Below are 17328 nucleotides of genomic sequence, written 5' to 3'. Positions count from 1 at the left end.
ACCCTACGAAACCGAACCACCTTCACGCATTAATCGCGTACTAAAAACTTCTCGATCACCGCTTCATCCGGTTCGACGCCGAGGCCCGGCTCGCTTGGCAACCATGCGTAACCGTCGGCGATACGCACTGGATTTTTCGCCAGCGAGCGGCTGATTTCGCCCGGCTCGACGCAATATTCCATCACCAGCGCGTTCTCAATCGCACACAGGAAATGCAGCGACGCAGCGGTATTAATGTCGGTGGTGAAGTTGTGATTACACACTTTGCGCCCACGGCTGTGCGCGTAGCTGGCGATTTCCATCGCTTGAGTAAAGCCGGTGCGCGTCAAATCGATCTGCACGATATCGATGCCGCCTTCATCAATCAGACGCTGGAAGCCCGTTACCGAGCACTCTTGCTCACCGGCGGCGATGTGCTGCTGGCACGCCGCCGAAACCTGGCCGTAACCGGCGTAGTTGTCTGGATGCAGCGGTTCTTCAATCCAGAACAGGTTGAGGTGTTCATAACGCTGGCTGCGGCGAAGGGTGGTTTTGGCATCCCACACGTGACCAACATCCAGCATCAAATCCACGCTGTCGCCCATCGCCTCACGCAGCGCTTCCAGATAACGCAGATCCAGCGCTTCATCAGTACCGAACGGCTCCCAACCAAACTTCACGCCGGTGTGGCCGGTATCGATAGCGTGTTTAGCGCGCGTCACTGTTTCTTCGACGCTGAACTGGAACATGTTGGAGGAGTAAACGCGCATCTTGTCGCGCATCGCGCCGCCCAGCAGCTCGACAATCGGTTTGCCGAGCGCTTTGCCTTTGATGTCCCACAGGGCGATATCGATGCCCGCCATCGCCTGCAACACCGCGCCGCTGCGACCGTAATAGATGGTGGCTTTGTGCATCTTCTTCCACAAACGGCCGGTTTCCAGCGGATTTTCGCCGATCAGCAGCGATTTCAGGCCCGTCACCATGGTGTGCGAATAGGGCGCTTCAATAATCGCTTTGGTGACATACGGGCTGCCATCCACTTCGCCCCAGCCGGTGATGCCCGCGTCGGTGGTGATTTTGATCAGCAGCGCATCCTGAGAACTGTCGGTGCGCTGTTCAATCACAGGAAGGCGCAGGTAAAACGCCTCAACGTTGGTGATTTTCATAGTGAGTTTCCCTGGTGTAAGGCAATTCAAATCAGCCGAGAGCGGAACGATGCTGGCGGCGTTGCGTAATAAGGGTTTCGTAATCCACGTCCAGCGCTTGAATGCGGATGTGGTTCTCAACCTCGGCGGAAATTTTGGCGATATCGCCATCGGCAAACACATTGATCAGCCGTTGGTGCTCCTCAATGATGTCGCTCATTGATTTGCCCATGGTGGAAAGGCCGAAAATCACCGTCAGCTGACGGGCAATCGACTCCCACAAGTTACTCAGCACCGGGTTGTGTGCGAAGCTGCACAGCGTGCGGTGAAAATCGGTATCGGCTGAGGCAAACCCATACACATCATCGTTTTGCATCATGGTCTGCATCTGCGCCACGCCTTGATACAGCAGGTTGAGTTGCTCCGCGCCGTTGCGTCCGGCTTCAATCGCCCGGCGGCATGCCAGCGTCTCCAGCGGAATGCGCACATCAATGATCTGCTCCAGCCGCTGATGCGAAATTTCCATCAGGCGGATGCCTTTATACGGCTCGCTGGTGACAATGCCCTGGCTCTCCAGAATGCGCAGCGCTTCGCGAATCGGCACGCGGCTCATGCCGAGTTTTGCCACCAGTTCCGGCTCTGCAATGCGGTCGCCGGGCAGGATCAGGCCGCGCGAGGCGGCGCTGAGAATGGCATCAACAGCGTGATCAACCAGCGTGCGTGGGCGTGCTGCGCTCCAGTTGCTATCTGTTGCCGCTTCCTGCGCCAGCGGGGCGCTGTTTTTACGGCGAGCGGTAGACGATTTTCCTGCCATGTTATTTGTCCTGTTTAAACCTGTCGGGTCACGAATTGACCGAAGCCGGGTTCCACCTGCATCTGATCATCCTGGAATACCGTGACGCCACGTATCAATGTGCGCACCACTTTACCCTGACAGCGCATCCCTTCAAATGCGCTCCACTTGCCGAGTCCCTGGAATTTTTCGCCTGCAACCGTCCAGCTCTGATTGGCGTCGTAGAACACCAAATCGGCATCGAAGCCGGGCGCAATCGCGCCTTTTTTGCCCCACAGCTGGAAGGCTTTGGCCGGTCCGCTGGCGGTCATACGGGCAAATTCAGTCAGCGCCACGCCGCGTTCAATATGCGCCGCGCTGAAGAACATCGGGCTGAGGGTCTCAACGCCGGTTAATCCCATGCCGGCATCCCAGATGCTGGTTTCACCGGCCTGTTTCTGTGCTGGCGTGTACGGGCAGTGATCGGAGGCAATCATGTCGACTTCGCCGCGCAGCAGCACCTGCCACAATGCATCCACTACCGGACGAGGACGAATCGGCGGGCCGCAGCGCGCGTTCGGACCAATGCGCACCAAATCGTCTTCATCGAGTAATAAATAGTGCGGGCAGGTTTCGAAGCTGGCGCGCACGCGGCCCTTAGCGGCGACGATGGTTTCAGCCGCGCGTGCCGAACTGACGTGGACGATATGGCAACGAGCGCCGGTCTCTTCGGCTACCGCCAGCACGCGGCCAACCGCTTCGATTTCAGCGATTTCCGGGCCAGCCAGCGCGTGGGCGCGCTCATCTTTGCGTCCGGCGCGGCGCTGTTCGCTGCCAGCGCCGATTAAAATGTCGTGGTTCTCCGCGTGCACACCAATCAGGCCGTCGAAGGTCGCCAGTTCACGCATCGCACGCAGCAAACCGTCATCATCCAGACGCGGCAAACCTTTCTCATCGGTGGCTTCGCCGTTCGGCGCGCCGCTGCATAAGAAGGCTTTGAACGCCAGCGCGCCAGCCTGATCCAGCGCCGCCAGTTCATGTACGTTATTTCCGTCCAATCCAGCCCATAGGGCGTAATCCACCGAGCAGTTCTCGGCCAGCCAGCTTTTCTTGTTGGTAAAATTGGCGAGCGTGGTGGCTGGCGGCAATGAATGCGGCATCTCAACAATGGTGGTGACGCCGTGCGCCGCCGCGCCGCGCGTGCCTTCACGCAATTCCTGCTGCGGGAAATCGTGCGAACCGGTGAAATGGGTGTGCACATCGATTGCGCCGGGCACGATGATCAGCCCTTGCGCATCAATCACTTCATCCGCGCCGTGCGTCATCGCACCGGGCGATAACACGCCGCTGATTTTGCCGTTTTCAATCAGCAAATCAGCCAAGGCTGCGCGGGTTTCTGTTACCACCAAACCATTAATAATTAACTGTTTCATCACTCTGCTCCTGCCTGCGTCACCAGCGCCGTGTACGGCACCGGTTGTGAAGGATCCAGCCAGCCAATCGCGCCGAGTAGCTGGGTGAAATGATCAAACTCAGCGCGCGGAATTACGCAGCCGGGCGCAAAAACGTGGGCCTGTTGATAGGCATCCAGACCGCGTACCAGCGCCTCGCGTGGATAATCGGCAAAGAACGGCTGCACTTGTTCTGCCAGCTCGGCGGCGCTGTGTTCAGCGATCCACCTCAGCGCGTGGGCGATGGCGCGCGCAAAGACGTCGAAGGCGGCGGCTTTCTCGATCAGTACATCGGCGCGCGCGATGTAGGCGCTCCACGGCACGTGACCGCAGACGTCGGCCAGGCTACTGACGCTGTGTAATTGTCCGGCGGCGATGGCGGGTGCCAGCATGTGCATGGCGTGCAAGGCATAATCGGCTTCGCCGTTGGCAACCGCGGCAAAATCGCGCGCCTGATCGCCACTGCCAGCAATCAATTCCACATCCTGCAAACCGTGACGCGCCAGCAACCAGCGGAAGGTCAGCGTGGCGGTGCCGACATTGCCGACATCCAGCACGCGCTTGCCACGCAGATCGCTGAGGGTAAATTGCGGCTGTGCTTGTGCGGCGGCGAGGAACCACGGATTCGCCGCAACCGAAGCGCAGAAGCACTGCAATTCGGCACCGTGCTGCTGGTAATGCTTCATCACCACCATCGGGCCGCCGAGCGTTAGATCGGCATCGCGGCTCAATACCGCCGGAACCTGGCCGCCTTGCACCGTGTGTCCACCGGATTCGCTGGTGGTGAAAATCACCTCCAGTTGCTCAGCCGCAAACAAGCCGAGGCTTTGCGCCAGATAGTGCGCGCAGTAGTAAATGCGTGATTCGCTGGCATCGCCTTGATTAAAAATCAGTATCTGCATTGCCACGTACCTCAATAAATAGAGTTGTCATGCCCGTCGGCTGCGCAATATCGGTCACCATAAATGGCGACCCTACGAATGCACCTCGATGATGAAACTGCCGTTCAGTGCGGTCATATCGCTGACGCCGCACCAATGACCGATCGCGGTGATTTCATTGATCCAGCCGGAAAGCACATCGAATACCGCGCTTTCGCCGCCCGCCACTAACGCGCTGATGATCGGTCGCACGCTGAGTGACAGCGATGCGCCAAGACAGCGCGCGATTACCGCATCGCTGCCGCAGCGCACGCCGCCATCCAACAGCAGCGGCAAGCGCGTGACGGCGTGTAAATCTGGCAGCTGATCGACCGGCGTCGCCCAACGCGCGCTTTGGCGCAGACCAATATTTGAAGCGATCAATCCGCTCACGCCGTGCTGCGCCGCTTGCGCCGCATCGTCATGATGCAAAATACCTTTCAGCCACAGCGGAATATGATGATCGGCGCAGTGCGCGGCCACTTCATCAATCTGTTGCCAGCGCCACACCGGAAATGCCGGTAGCGGTTCAACGCCAGGTTGCGTGCCGCCGATGGTGTGCCAGCCGCGCTGCTTTAACGCATCGCCAATCGAAAAGCCGCCAGGCTGCAAACCGGCGACCGGATGCACTGGCGCTAATACCGTCAGCACGATGTTTTTGAATCCGGCGTTTACGGCCTGATCGATTAAGTCTTTAATGCGGCCGACATCGCCCGCTGCACGCAGTTGCAGCCAGCAGCGATCGTACTCCGCGCCAATCTGCTCCAGCGGCGTGACGGTTTCTTCCGAAATCACCAGCGGCAATTGCAGACGTTTACAGGCGCGCGCAATCGGCAACACACCTTCTTCATGGAAAATGCGGTCGCCAGCAAACGCGCCGACACCAATCGGTGCACTCCAGTTTTGATCGCGCAGCGAAATCTGTGTGTCGATGCCGTCATTGCCCTGCAACACGCGCGGCAGCAGACGAAAGCGGCGCAATGCCTGTTGATTGGCGTCCGGTTCGTCGCCTAGCGCATCAGCCGGTTGGCCTTGCATGTAGCGGAACAGCGCATCGCCGAGGCGCTCGCGCGCCGTTAATTCAAAGCGCGTTGGCATGTTGCGCCTCCACAGCATTTTCATGCTCAAGGAAGGTGGCGAAGGCCGGCGTCTGCGGATTTTGCAGAATCGCCGGTGGGCCTTCTTCAATCAGCGCACCGTTTTGCAGGAACACCACGCGATCGGCCACGCCCGCAGCAAAGGCAATGTCGTGGGTGCTGATGATCATGGTGATGCCGGTTTGCGCCAGACTGCGCATGGTTTGGTTCACTTCGCGTACCAGCTCGGGATCGAGCGCCGAGGTTGGCTCATCAAACAGCAGGATTTGCGGTTCTGCCGCCAGCGCCCGCGCAATGCCAACGCGCTGTTTCTGGCCGCCGGAAAGCTCGTGCGGCAACGAGGCCGCGAAATCGCCCAATCCCACCATTTTCAAGGCGCGCATCGCTTTGGCACGCGCGATTTCCGGCTGTGCGCCTTGTACGCGCAACAAAATGCTCATCACATTTTCCAGCGCGGTAAGATGATCAAACAACGCGAAGTGCTGGAACACGATGCCAATGCCGGATTTGGCGCGGTTGGCCGGTAAATGACGTTGCGCCAGCGCGCGACCCTTCTCGTCGCTGCCCATAAAGTGGCCTTCGGTTTGAATGGTGCCGCTGCTGCGTGGCGTTAATGCCAGAATCGATTTCAACAGCGTACTTTTGCCCGAACCGGAACGCCCGAGCAGCACCACCACTTCGCCGCGACGCACGGTAAGCGACAGCGATTTCAATACCGCTTTACCGGCGTATTCGACGCACAGTTGATCGACTTCCAGCACGGGCGCAGCGGTTTGCGTATCCCAACGACGTTTTGGTAGCTGCATCGGCGTGACGTCAGCTTCCGGTGGCAGTTTTGCCAATCTTGCCCGCGCACGGCGCGCACGTTCATCGAGGTTGTAGAACTTCTCCAGCCACCATTGGCCACCCGCCAACAGCGTGGAAAGAATCAGGTAGATGCCGCCCGAGGCGACCAGCACCGGAATAAACAGGAAGTTTTGCGACACAATCGCCTGGCCGCGCATCGTCAATTCGTTCACGCCCACCACCGACGCCAGCGAGGTGGATTTCAGCAAGCCAACGGTTTCGTTGCCCATGGTCGGCAAAATGGCGCGCAGTGCCTGCGGAATCACCACGTGAATCATCTCTTTGGTGCGCGAGTAACCGAATGCTTGCGCCGCCATGCTTTGATCGCGATCGGTGGCCATGATGCCGCCGCGAATGATTTCGGCGCAGAAGGCGGTTTCGTTGATCATCAACGCCAGCAGCGCGCTGGTGAACGGATCAAGACGCAGACCAAATTCTGGCAACACGTTGTACAGCAGAATCAGCTGCAACAGCACCGGCGTACCGCGCAGCGTATAGATGTAGACTTTCACCGGAATGCGGATAAACCAGTGCTTTGAGTTGCTGGCTAACGCCAGGAAAAAGCCAATCAAAATGCCACCGGCCAGCGCGCCTACTAACAGCTGCACGGCGATGACGGCGCCTTCCCATAAGTAGGGGAAGGTCAGATACTTGAGAAAATCATCCAAGGCGTTATCCTCCTCAACGCCTCGGCTGCAACACCGAGGCGGCTGAGTTTATGCATTAACCACGTGCAACAACTGGACGCTCAGCAGCACTGCCCTGGCCCCAGTAATCCAGCAATTTTTTCTGTGCGCCGCTTTCCTGAATCACCTTCATCGCATCCAGCACCGCGCCGCGCAGCGTGGCGTTGTCTTTGGCTATGGGGAAACCAACCATGATTGGCAGATCCACGGTGAAGCCGCTTTCCAGCGTTTTATCGGCTTTGGCAATCGCAATCGCTGAACCGGCTTCGGTCAGATAGATATCAGCACGACCGCTTTTCACCGCCTGAATGCTGTTGTCGGTGTTCTGCACCATCAACATGCTGACTTCGGGTTTGCCAGCGGCGGTGCATTTGGCGCTTTGCTCCGGCACCAGTTTGTTGGCTTCGTAGGATCCCGCGGCGGCGGCCACGGTTTTGCCGCACAGGTCATCTACGCTGCTGATTTTCTTCGGGTTGCCTTTGGCGAGGATCGAACCGTCTTGCACCTGCATTGAGGCGACGAAGGCGATCTGCTTCATACGCTCGTCAGTGACATACAGCATTGGGCCGATGTCAGCGCGGCCGCTGGAAATTGAGGTCAGCAATACGTTGAAGGAGCCGCTTTGATAGCTGTGTTTCGCGCCTAAGCAGCTGCTGATGCGCTCGAACAGTGATGGATCGAGGCCTTCAATAATGCTCGGATCTTTCTCTGATGGTGCTTCAAAGCCTTTGGTGTAGCCGCCGAGTCCGACAACCAGATCTTTGCCTTTCAGCGATGGATATTTGGTTTGCAGCGCCTTGCACTGCGCCATGGCAGCGAAGTCGCTGGCGGTTGGGGTGATCGGATCGGTGCTGGCCGCGTGGGCGCTGGAGATGCCCGCCAGCAAGCTGCCGGTGAGGCCAGAGATTAACAAAGCAATGCGTGCAAATTTCATAATAAGGTTCCCCTGGTGCTGGTGAATGAGAAAGCGATGACCTTGTGTTTTATGAACGTCTTTGGTGCTTTTTTGCTGGTCGCCATGAATGGCGACCCTACGGAAATCATGCGTGCTGTAACTCAATACCCGCGTTCAGCGTCAACCAGGTTGCGCAGTGGCTGTCCGCTGCGGAAGTGCAGCAGGTTATCGATGAACACATCGAGACAACCGGCGAGATACGCGCTGTGATCGTCGAGGCTGCAATGGGGCGTCATCACCACGCCGGGCGTGCTCCACAGCGGATCGTCAGCCGGTAAAGGCTCTTGCGGATAGACATCCAGTACTGCGCCGGCCAATTCGCCCGCGCACAGCTTTTCGCGCATCGCGCTGTAATCGAACACATCAGCACGGCCCACAATCACAATGCCCGCCCGTGCAGGCAGCCGATCCAGACGACGGCGATCAAACAGGCGATGGGTTTGTGGCGTCAGCGGCAAGGTGGAAACCACCACATCGACTTGTGGCAGCACATCATCCATCGCATCAATACGAATGCAGCGCGCCACGTTGGCATCGCACTGGCCGCTGCGCGTCACGCCAATCACCCGATAACCCTGCGCGGTGAGCAGTTGCGCCGCCGCCGCGCCGATGCCGCCGACACCCAGCAGCAACACGGTTTTACCGCGTGCGCAGCCGCCAAACGTGGGACGCCACAGGCGCTGCGCTTGATCCTGCAAAAATCCGGGGATGCCAAAGTTGAACATCAGCGCCGCCATCAAAATGAACTCCGCGCCTTTGTCGCCGTGCACGCCAGACGCGTTGGTCAGCGTTACGCCTTGCGGCCAGTGCGCCAGCCACTGCTTAACGCCCGCCGACATCACCTGTACCCAGCCCAAACGCGGCGTGGTGAACTGATCGAGCGCCAGCTTGCGCCCGCTCCACAAGATGTCGCAGTTGGCGAGGAAAGTGGCGGTCTGCGTGCTGTCGCTGTTTTCGCTCAACATAAAGTGGTTACGCAGTTGCGGGTGCGCATCCAGCCGCTGTTGCAGTTGCTCAATCGACAGATGGAGCGCGTGCGGGGCGCTGGCGTCGTTCTCAATATGAATGTGCATTAGCGCATCGCCGTGACTTCCATCTCGACCAGCAGGTCAGGATGGTTGAGTTGAATGCCCACGGTGGCGCGCGCTGGGAACGGGAACTGGAAGAACTCGCTGTAAGCGTCGTTCATGGCGCTGAAGGTGGTGAGATCGGTCAGATAGATGGTGACGCGTACTACGTTGTCGAAGGTCATGTTGGCTTCGCTCAGCAGATCGCCGACGTTTTTCAGTACCTGGCGCGTTTGGCTAGCGATGTCGCTACCCACAATCTGGCCGCTGTACGGGTCAATCGCCACCTGGCCAGAAATGAACAACATCGGTTCGTGCAGCACGGCGGCAGACAGCGGCGCAGGCCCCATCGGGCGGTCGCTGGCGTTCATTCCTGGATAACTCAACGCAATCTTCATTGTGAAATCTCAAGCAAATCTGTTTCACCGCAATTTCGTATACGATTATACGAGTGTCAATGTGCGATTTTTGACCACTGGGTCGAAAAGGTGATGCATATCACGTAATAGGATTTGCTGATATTTCATTCATGACAATGATTTTAAATGATAAAATGTGTTTTTAATGACGTGATAGCTCGCTGGTTTTGAATCGTATACGATTTTCTTATCTCCGCATTTTAGCCGTCTAAACCGGTGCGCAAGCGCCGATTTTCTCGCCTGGATTTCCGGCTGCACAATCCGCGGTCAAAGGGTATACTGACGCACTCTTTTTTTAACCGATCCGTATCGCGTGCGAATTCAACATGCAAAAGTTTGATACCAAGACCTTTCAGGGCCTGATCCTGACCTTGCAGGATTACTGGGCGCGCCAGGGCTGCACCATTGTCCAACCGTTGGACATGGAAGTGGGCGCCGGCACCTCACACCCGATGACTTGCCTGCGTGCCTTAGGCCCAGAGCCAATGGCCACCGCCTATGTGCAGCCATCGCGTCGTCCAACCGATGGACGCTACGGTGAAAACCCGAACCGTTTACAGCACTATTACCAGTTCCAGGTGGTGATCAAACCTAACCCGGACAACCTTCAGGAGCTGTACCTTGGGTCGCTGAAAGAGCTGGGTATGGATCCAACCATTCACGACATTCGCTTCGTTGAAGATAACTGGGAAAACCCAACGCTTGGCGCGTGGGGACTCGGTTGGGAAGTGTGGCTGAACGGCATGGAAGTGACGCAGTTCACTTACTTCCAGCAGGTTGGCGGTCTGGAGTGCAAGCCGGTCACCGGCGAGATCACTTACGGCTTAGAGCGTCTGGCGATGTACATTCAGGGCGTAGACAGCGTTTACGATCTGGTGTGGAGCGACGGTCCGTTCGGCAAAACCACTTACGGCGAAGTGTTCCATCAGAACGAAGTGGAACAATCGACCTATAACTTCGAATACGCCGATGTCGACTTCCTTTTCACCTGCTTCGAGCAGTATGAGAAAGAAGCGCAGCAGCTGCTGGCGCTGGAAAAACCGCTGCCACTGCCTGCGTACGAGCGCATTCTGAAAGCGGCGCACAGCTTCAACCTGCTGGACGCACGCAAGGCGATTTCAGTTACTGAACGCCAGCGCTACATCCTGCGTATCCGCACCCTGACGAAAGCCGTGGCGGAAGCCTATTATGCGTCCCGTGAGGCGCTTGGCTTCCCGATGTGCAATAAAAACAAGTAAGAGGCAGCCATGACCGATAAAACTTTCCTGGTGGAAATTGGCACCGAAGAGTTGCCTCCGAAAGCGCTGCGCAGCCTGGCTGAAGCCTTTGCTGCGCACTTCACCGCCGAGCTCGACAGCGCTGGCTTAACGCATGGCGAAGTGAGCTGGTTTGCAGCGCCGCGTCGTTTGGCGCTGAAAGTTGCCGATCTCGCGGCGGCACAGCCCGATCGTGAAGTGGAAAAGCGTGGCCCGGCGATTGCCGCTGCGTTTGATGCTGAAGGCAACGCCACCAAAGCGGCTGAAGGTTGGGCGCGTGGTAACGGTATTACCGTGGATCAGGCTGAACGTCTGAGCACCGATAAAGGCGAATGGCTGGTGCATCGCGCATCAATCACCGGTGAAAGCGCGCAGGCGCTGCTGCCAGCGATGGTTGCCACCGCGCTGAGCAAGTTGCCGATTCCAAAATTGATGCGCTGGGGCGCGAGCGACGTGCAGTTTGTGCGTCCGGTGCACACCGTGACGTTGCTGCTGGGTGATGAGCTGATTCCAGCCACCATTCTGGGCATTCAGTCCGATCGCGTGATTCGCGGTCATCGCTTTATGGGCGAGCCAGAATTCACCATCGACCATGCCGATCAGTATCCACAGCTGCTGCTGGAACGCGGCAAAGTGGTGGCGGATTACGCGGCGCGTAAAGCCAAAATTAAAGCTGATGCCGAAGCGGCTGCGCAGAAGATTGGCGGCATTGCCGATCTGAGCGAGAGCCTGCTGGAAGAAGTCACTTCGCTGGTGGAATGGCCAGTGGTGCTGACGGCGAAATTCGAAGAGAAGTTCCTCGCGGTGCCAGCTGAAGCGCTGGTTTACACCATGAAAGGTGACCAGAAGTACTTCCCGGTGTACGACGCGGCGGGCAAACTGCTGCCGAATTTCATCTTCGTCACCAACATCGAATCGAAAGATCCCCAGCAAATCATCTCCGGTAACGAGAAGGTGGTGCGCCCGCGTCTGGCGGATGCTGAGTTCTTCTTCAACACCGACCGCAAAAAGCGTCTGGAAGATAACCTGCCGCGTCTGGAAACCGTTCTGTTCCAGAAAGAGCTGGGTACGCTGCGTGATAAAACCGATCGTATTCAAGCGCTGGCGGGCTGGATTGCCGCGCAGATTGGTGCCGATGTGAATCATGCAACGCGTGCTGGCTTGCTGTCGAAGTGCGACCTAATGACCAACATGGTGTTCGAGTTCACTGACACGCAAGGCGTGATGGGCATGCATTACGCGCGTCATGACGGCGAAGCAGAAGATGTCGCCGTTGCCTTGAACGAGCAGTATCAACCGCGTTTTGCCGGTGATGATCTGCCATCCAATCCGGTGGCTTGCGCGGTTGCGATTGCCGACAAGATGGATACCCTCGCGGGCATCTTCGGCATTGGTCAGCATCCAAAAGGCGATAAAGATCCGTTTGCACTGCGTCGTGCTGCGCTGGGCGTGTTGCGCATTATCGTGGAGAAAAACCTGCCACTCGATCTGCAAACGCTGACCGAAGAAGCGGTGCGCCTGTACGGCAGCAAGCTGAGTAACGCGAAAGTGGTCGATGAAGTGATCGACTTTATGCTCGGCCGTTTCCGTACCTGGTATCAGGAAGAGGGCCACAGCGTTGACACCATTCAAGCGGTGCTGGCGCGTCGTCCAACCCGTCCGGCTGATTTTGATGCGCGTATGAAGGCGGTTTCACACTTCCGTACGCTGGAAGCAGCGGCCACTCTGGCGGCGGCGAACAAGCGTGTGTCGAACATCCTGGCGAAATCCACGGAAACCCTGAACGACAGCGTGCAGGCTTCCCTGCTGAAAGAGAACGAAGAGATCCAACTGGCGACCTTCGTGACCGCGCTGGGCGACAAGCTGCAACCGTACTTTGCAGAAGGCCGCTATCAGGATGCGTTGGAAGAACTGGCGCAGCTGCGTGAAGCGGTGGATAACTTCTTCGACAAAGTGATGGTCAATGCTGACGATCAGGCGGTGCGTATTAACCGTCTGACGCTGCTGGCGCAATTGCGTCAGCTGTTCCTGCAAGTGGCGGATATTTCGCTGTTACAGTAGTTCACCAGGTCACCATAAATGGCGACCCTACGATTGCGCGGTGTGGTTTTCGTAGGGTGCGATAAATAATCAGAGGGACGAGAAATCGTCCCTTTTGTTTTAAAATTCTGCACTGACATCTTGTGAGTGATGTAAAACTCGGCCAATGAAGATCTCATCAACCTCCGCGCGATAGATGACAATATGTTGCCCCACGGGCAGCGAATAAATTTGTTTGCCCAGATCTGGCCGTTTTCGCCCTAAATCAAACATCGCGAGCTGATTGAAAAGCTCAGCAAACTTGTCGTTATAGTTATCAGCAAGCTGTTCTCCGTAATTCCAGTAGCCATACATCCAGATTTTCAATAAATCGGCATCAGCTTCCGGTTTTATCGTTATTTTTCTTTTCATAAATGCCTACCCTGGCCTTAGCTCGTCTTAGAAAATCTTCCTGATCCCATTCCTTGCCTGGACCGCTTTCAAATCCTTCTCGCACTAATTCCCTAAGCTGCTCCAGCTTCGATTCCGCCTGCTTCTCACGCAGCAAGCGCAGCGAGTCGCGCACCACTTCGCTTTGCGTACGGTAGTCGCCGGACTCAACCAGAGATTCAACAAACTCGCGCAGTTCATCGCCTAAATCGATCGTCATGGTACGTGCCATCATCGCTGTCCTATGTAAGCGTATTTCTTACATTCTGGCACTTTTTTATACAACAGGGAATCTGCGTTGCAGCGCAGTTACAAACAGAACTGCGAGGCAACGCGAGAGAATTTAGGCGGAAGGGGCGTTAAACAGGCGTGCGTCGCGCAGCAAGTGATCGTTGCCGCGGCGGCGGGTAAAGCCGCTGCGGTCAAAGAATTCCAGAATCTGCACCGCGACTTTTCTGCCGGTGCCAAGTTGGGTGCGGAAGTCAGCGGCGCTGGTGCTGCCACCTTGTGTGGCGCGGCTCCGAATCAGATCGGCGAAGATCTGGATCTGGTCGCTGCGGTAGTAGCGATCGCGCACGATCGCGGTGATGTGGCCAAGGCGCGCGGCGGTGAGCAGCAGCGCGCGAATCTCGTTTTCATCCTGCTGCACTTCCAGCGCAATGTCGCGCACCCACAACGGTTGCTCGCCAAACAGCGGGCCAACCTGCTGCCACAACACTTCTTCCTGCGGATTAAAGCGTGGTTCGAAATCGGGCAGATGCAGCCAGCCTTGACGCTGTTGCAGCTGGCGTTGGTCCAGCAATTGCTCAATCAGCGCCAGCACCCACTCGGCGGGTTGATGCGGTAACGCCACGCGGCGCAGGCGATCGTAACCAATGCCGGGCACTTCGGGATGCTGTTGATGAAAATGCGCCAATGATTCCAGCAGCTTCTGTTGCCATGTCGCGGTCTGCGCGGCGCTGAACAACGCGTTGCCCAGTTGTACCGGCGCAACGTCTTTAATCAACGTATTTGAAGCCGGTTCAGTCAGTTGCCGCGCCCACGCCAGCTCGGTGGTTTCAAGCGGTTGATAAGCCAGATGCGCGCGCAGGCTGTCAATATCATCTTCAGCGACCGCCAATTGGTGCAGCCAAGTCAGATAATCTTCCTGCCGCTTGCCGCGCTTTTTGCTGTTCAAAAGTAGCACGCGCGCGCCGCCCAGCGTTTGCTGCGCATTGCTGTCGCGAATGATCAGGCGATCGTTCTCTGCCAGCCACAGTGGCTGATTCAGTACTATCTCGGCGATGTCATCGGCCAGCAACGTCACGCGTCCGGTGACGTGGCTGGCGGCGTGATGAATATGAATCGGTTGCGAAGCACTTTTCAGCGGCTGCAGCAAACGCAGCGCCACGGTTAAGCGGGTGCAACCTTCGGGATGTTGCTGGGCCAGCAGCCAGTCACCGCGCGCAATTTGCGCTTTCTCGACATCGCCAGCGATATTCAGCGCAATGCGTTCACCGGCCTGTGCGCGATTCACTGATTGGTTCTGCGCATGCAGCGCACGCACGCGCAGCGGCTGATTGAGGCTGCTGAGCCACAAGGTGTCGCCCACCGCGACTTCGCCCGACAGCGCGGTGCCGGTGACGACCAAACCGGTGCCTTTCAACGTGAAGGCGCGATCGATGGCGAGACGGAAGCGGTAGCGATCGTCGAAGGCCGGTTCCGCCAAACTGCTGAGATGTTGGCGCAGCGCGTCGATGCCTTGCTGCGTGTGGCTGCTGGTAATGAATTGCGGCACCGCTTGCCAACCGAGTTGCTGCGTTAATTGCGCCACTTGCAGTTGCACCTCGGCGATGCGGGTTTCATCGACGCGGTCGGCTTTGGTCAACGCCACGCTGAGCGGCGGCTGTCCGGCCAAACTGAGTAATTGCAGGTGTTCACGCGTTTGTGGCATCACGCCGTCGTCGCAGGCCACCACCAATAACGCATGATGAATGCCACCGATGCCCGCCAGCATATTGGCGAGGAATTTTTCGTGGCCCGGCACATCGATAAAACCAAGCACGCGACCATCCGGCTGCGGCCAATAGGCGTAGCCGAGATCGATGGTCATGCCGCGCCGTTTCTCTTCTGGCAGGCGATCGGCATCAACACCGGTTAGCGCCTGTAACAGCGCGGTTTTACCGTGATCGACATGTCCAGCGGTGGCGATAATCATGGCACTAACGCCTGAATCAGCGCGGCTTCATCATCAAGGCAGCGCAAATCCAGCCACAGTTTGCCCTCCTGAATGCGGCCAATCACTGGACGCGGCAAGCTGCGCCAGCGTTGGGCCAGATTGGCAAGTGCGCTGCCGTGACCATCGCGCGGTGCGAAGGTAATAGCAAAGCTGGGGATGCGTTCAACTGGCAGCGATCCGCTACCGATTTGCGATGAACAGGCAGCGATTGCCAGTGAAAAATCCTCACCGTAAGCCTGTTCTAATGCTGGCATTAAACGTTCTGCTTGTTGCTGGATATCGTGCGGAGAGCGGGTTAACAATCGCAGCGTCGGCAAGGCTTCACGTAATGTATCTGGCTGGCGATAGAGTTGCAGCGTGGCTTCTAATGCAGCGAGCGTCATTTTATCCACGCGCAAGGCGCGCTTCAGCGGATGTTGCTGTAAGCGATCGATCAATGCTTGTTTGCCGACGATGATGCCCGCTTGCGGCCCGCCGAGCAGTTTATCGCCGGAGAAGCTCACCAAACTCACGCCCGCAGCAATCAGCTGCTGCGGCATCGGCTCGGCTGGCAAGCCAAACGCAGTCATATCAATTAGCGAACCGCTGCCGAGATCGGTGATTACCGGCAGTTGATGTTCCGCTGCGATGGCCACCAATTCCGCTTCCGCGACCGCATGAGTAAAGCCCTGAATTTGGTAATTGCTGGTGTGCACCTTCATTAGCAATGCGGTGTTTTCGCCAATCGCCGCGCGATAATCTTTGGCGTGGGTACGATTGGTGGTGCCGACTTCCACCAGTTCACAGCCCGCCTGGCGCATCACGTCGGGAATGCGGAATGCGCCGCCAATTTCGACCAGCTCACCGCGCGACACAATCACTTCGCGGCCCGGCGCCAATGCCGCCAGCATCAGCAAAACCGCGGCGGCGTTGTTGTTGACGATGCACGCCGCTTCCGCGCCGGTTAATTCGCACAGCAATGCGCTAACGGCGCGATCGCGATGACCGCGCGCCGCATCATCCAGCGCATATTCCAGCGTCACCGGTTGGCGTAAGCAGTTCATCACCGCATCGATAGCGCGCCCGCTAAGCTGTGCGCGGCCGAGATTGGTGTGCAGCACCGTGCCGGTCAGATTGAACACCGGGCGCAGCGCGCTTTGTTGTTGCTGCTGGCTGCGGCGCAGCGCTTCATCCGGCCAGTTGGCGTGCCACTCGGGCAAAGATTGATGCTGCTGGATATGCTCACGCGCTTCCTGCTGCATGTTGCGCAGTTGACGTGTGGTGAAAGTGGTGCCGATGTGTTCGAGCAGCGGCTGCAACGCGGGATCGCGCAGCAGGCTGTCAATCGCAGGGAGTTGACTGTACAGGGATTTCATCGCGTGGCTTAGTGGGTAGGCGGAACGGTGCGGGCAAAACTTTCCCGCTCAAACAGGCTTTCTGCCAGTTTCACCAACGCCGGGCGATTAACGCACCAGTTTGGCATCACACGGCGGAAGTTCAGATAACCAATCATGCAGCCGGTGGCGATATCCGCCAGATTCAGCGTGCCGCTGTTGAGCCATTGGCCTTGCGCGGCAGCGGTTTCGAGTGCATCGAGGCCGCGCTGGATTTTTTCCCGATTGCGCAGCAGCACCTCTGCGGATTGCTGATCGCCGGGGCGCATTTGCTCGCGCACGATCATCACCGCAGCATCGTTGATGCCATCGGCCAGCTTTTCCAGCTGGCGAATTTGCAGCGCGTGCACTGCATCTTCGGGCAGCAGTGCCGGTGCATCACCGCGCAGTTCAAGGAATTGCGCGATGATCGAGGAGTCGAACCAGGTCAACTGATTGTCGTCAATCAACGCCGGTACTTTGCCCAGCGGATTGTATTGCGGCACATGGCTGTCGTCGGTCCACGGTGATTGGTTGACGAATTCAAAAACCAGGCCTTTCTCCAGCAAAATCACCGAGATTTTGCGTACAAAAGGGCTGGTGTAGCTGCCAATCAGTTTCATCGTTCGCCTCCGTGTTGAATTTCATGGATCGGTGCGCTCATCGTGAAGGTCGCCATGAATGGCGACCCTACAG

Annotated in this window: 16 protein-coding genes; 2 read left to right on the top strand and 14 right to left on the bottom strand. The window is 57.6% G+C overall.

All coding sequences use genetic code 11. The features are described from left to right. Positions 1-29: 29 nt before the first annotated feature. From ACPUC7_RS15045 to ACPUC7_RS15005, 9 genes are all read right to left on the bottom strand, one after another. Complete coding sequence (locus ACPUC7_RS15045; RefSeq protein ID WP_494923523.1) at positions 30-1145, bottom strand: mandelate racemase/muconate lactonizing enzyme family protein; 1116 nt, start codon at positions 1143-1145, stop codon at positions 30-32. 31 nt (positions 1146-1176) lie between these two features. Beyond that, on the bottom strand, positions 1177-1938 hold the full coding sequence (locus tag ACPUC7_RS15040; RefSeq protein ID WP_343553135.1) for a GntR family transcriptional regulator: 762 nt from the start codon (positions 1936-1938) through the stop codon (positions 1177-1179). A gap of 14 nt (positions 1939-1952) precedes the next feature. Next, on the bottom strand, positions 1953-3329 hold the full coding sequence (locus ACPUC7_RS15035) for a dihydroorotase (RefSeq protein ID WP_494923522.1): 1377 nt from the start codon (positions 3327-3329) through the stop codon (positions 1953-1955). Beyond that, complete coding sequence (locus ACPUC7_RS15030; RefSeq protein WP_494923521.1) at positions 3329-4249, bottom strand: ABC transporter substrate-binding protein; 921 nt, start codon at positions 4247-4249, stop codon at positions 3329-3331. The genes ACPUC7_RS15035 and ACPUC7_RS15030 overlap by 1 nt, the downstream gene beginning before the upstream one ends. Before the next feature lie 72 nt (positions 4250-4321). Continuing rightward, entirely contained in the window at positions 4322-5365 is a 1044-nt protein-coding gene (locus ACPUC7_RS15025; protein ID WP_494923520.1) for an alpha-hydroxy acid oxidase, read from the bottom strand. After that, positions 5349-6878, bottom strand: a complete 1530-nt coding sequence (locus ACPUC7_RS15020) for an amino acid ABC transporter permease/ATP-binding protein (RefSeq protein ID WP_494923519.1) — start codon at positions 6876-6878, stop codon at positions 5349-5351. Before ACPUC7_RS15020 ends, ACPUC7_RS15025 begins: the two co-directional genes overlap by 17 nt. Before the next feature lie 55 nt (positions 6879-6933). Next, on the bottom strand, positions 6934-7830 hold the full coding sequence (locus tag ACPUC7_RS15015) for a transporter substrate-binding domain-containing protein (RefSeq protein WP_343553140.1): 897 nt from the start codon (positions 7828-7830) through the stop codon (positions 6934-6936). A gap of 122 nt (positions 7831-7952) precedes the next feature. After that, positions 7953-8924 carry an NAD(P)-dependent oxidoreductase gene (locus ACPUC7_RS15010; protein ID WP_494923518.1) on the bottom strand — a complete coding sequence of 324 codons (972 nt, stop codon included), beginning with the start codon at positions 8922-8924 and terminating at the stop codon, positions 7953-7955. After that, entirely contained in the window at positions 8924-9316 is a 393-nt protein-coding gene (locus tag ACPUC7_RS15005) for a RidA family protein (RefSeq protein WP_494923517.1), read from the bottom strand. Before ACPUC7_RS15005 ends, ACPUC7_RS15010 begins: the two co-directional genes overlap by 1 nt. A 347-nt stretch (positions 9317-9663) precedes the next feature. Between ACPUC7_RS15005 and glyQ the strand changes: the two genes are divergently transcribed. Both glyQ and glyS read left to right on the top strand, forming a co-directional pair. Further along, positions 9664-10575, top strand: coding sequence for a glycine--tRNA ligase subunit alpha (gene glyQ, locus ACPUC7_RS15000; protein WP_008105242.1), 912 nt, complete (start codon positions 9664-9666; stop codon positions 10573-10575). A gap of 9 nt (positions 10576-10584) precedes the next feature. Then, complete coding sequence (gene glyS, locus ACPUC7_RS14995) at positions 10585-12654, top strand: glycine--tRNA ligase subunit beta (protein WP_494923516.1); 2070 nt, start codon at positions 10585-10587, stop codon at positions 12652-12654. 99 nt (positions 12655-12753) lie between these two features. On the opposite strand, the gene ACPUC7_RS14990 is transcribed toward glyS, so the two are convergent. From ACPUC7_RS14990 to ACPUC7_RS14970, 5 genes are all read right to left on the bottom strand, one after another. Then, the gene (locus tag ACPUC7_RS14990; RefSeq protein WP_494923515.1) at positions 12754-13044 is read right to left on the bottom strand and encodes a type II toxin-antitoxin system RelE/ParE family toxin; all 291 of its coding nucleotides are present in this window, start codon (positions 13042-13044) and stop codon (positions 12754-12756) included. After that, on the bottom strand, positions 13010-13294 hold the full coding sequence (locus ACPUC7_RS14985) for a type II toxin-antitoxin system ParD family antitoxin (protein ID WP_494923604.1): 285 nt from the start codon (positions 13292-13294) through the stop codon (positions 13010-13012). The genes ACPUC7_RS14990 and ACPUC7_RS14985 overlap by 35 nt, the downstream gene beginning before the upstream one ends. A gap of 111 nt (positions 13295-13405) precedes the next feature. Then, positions 13406-15259 (bottom strand): selenocysteine-specific translation elongation factor, encoded by a 1854-nt coding sequence (gene selB / locus ACPUC7_RS14980; protein WP_494923514.1) that lies wholly within the window; start codon positions 15257-15259, stop codon positions 13406-13408. Beyond that, positions 15256-16635 (bottom strand): L-seryl-tRNA(Sec) selenium transferase, encoded by a 1380-nt coding sequence (gene selA / locus ACPUC7_RS14975; protein ID WP_494923513.1) that lies wholly within the window; start codon positions 16633-16635, stop codon positions 15256-15258. The genes selB and selA overlap by 4 nt, the downstream gene beginning before the upstream one ends. Before the next feature lie 8 nt (positions 16636-16643). After that, positions 16644-17255 (bottom strand): glutathione S-transferase, encoded by a 612-nt coding sequence (locus tag ACPUC7_RS14970; protein ID WP_494923512.1) that lies wholly within the window; start codon positions 17253-17255, stop codon positions 16644-16646. Positions 17256-17328 lie beyond the last annotated feature (73 nt).

It is taken from the genome of Pantoea sp. CFCC18179, assembly GCF_059412405.1.
Note: the sequence above shows the minus strand (reverse complement) of the source record. Positions and strands in the feature narration are given on the sequence as shown.